Below are 331 nucleotides of genomic sequence, written 5' to 3'. Positions count from 1 at the left end.
GTGGCGAAGTACCGGTAGGCGACGTCGATGGTGATGCCCTGTTCCCGCTCGGCCCGCAGGCCGTCGGTCAGCAGCGCGAGGTCGGGGGCCTCCTGCCCACGGGACGCCGACACGCGTTCCACGGCCTCCAGCTGGTCGGTCAGGACCGACTTGGAGTCGTGCAGCAGCCGTCCGACGAGGGTGGACTTGCCGTCGTCGACCGACCCGGCGGTGGCGAACCGCAGCAGGGTGGTCTCCGAGAGGATCTCAGTGGTGGTGCTCATGTCTAGAAGTACCCCTCGCGCTTGCGGTCTTCCATCGCGGCCTCGGACATCTTGTCGTCGGCGCGGGT

General features: G+C 68.6%; 1 protein-coding gene. It reads right to left on the bottom strand.

Annotated features, from left to right (window positions below):
• The coding region (locus tag ACTT8P_RS38535; protein WP_442836441.1) for a GTP-binding protein at positions 1 to 263 on the bottom strand (263 nt) is incomplete at its 3' end.
• Positions 264 to 331 lie beyond the last annotated feature (68 nt).

The organism is Streptomyces sp. JW3, from assembly GCF_052216785.1.
Lineage (GTDB): Bacteria > Actinomycetota > Actinomycetes > Streptomycetales > Streptomycetaceae > Streptomyces.
The sequence above is the reverse complement of the archived record's forward strand: the minus strand, read 5'-3'. Positions and strand labels throughout refer to the sequence as shown.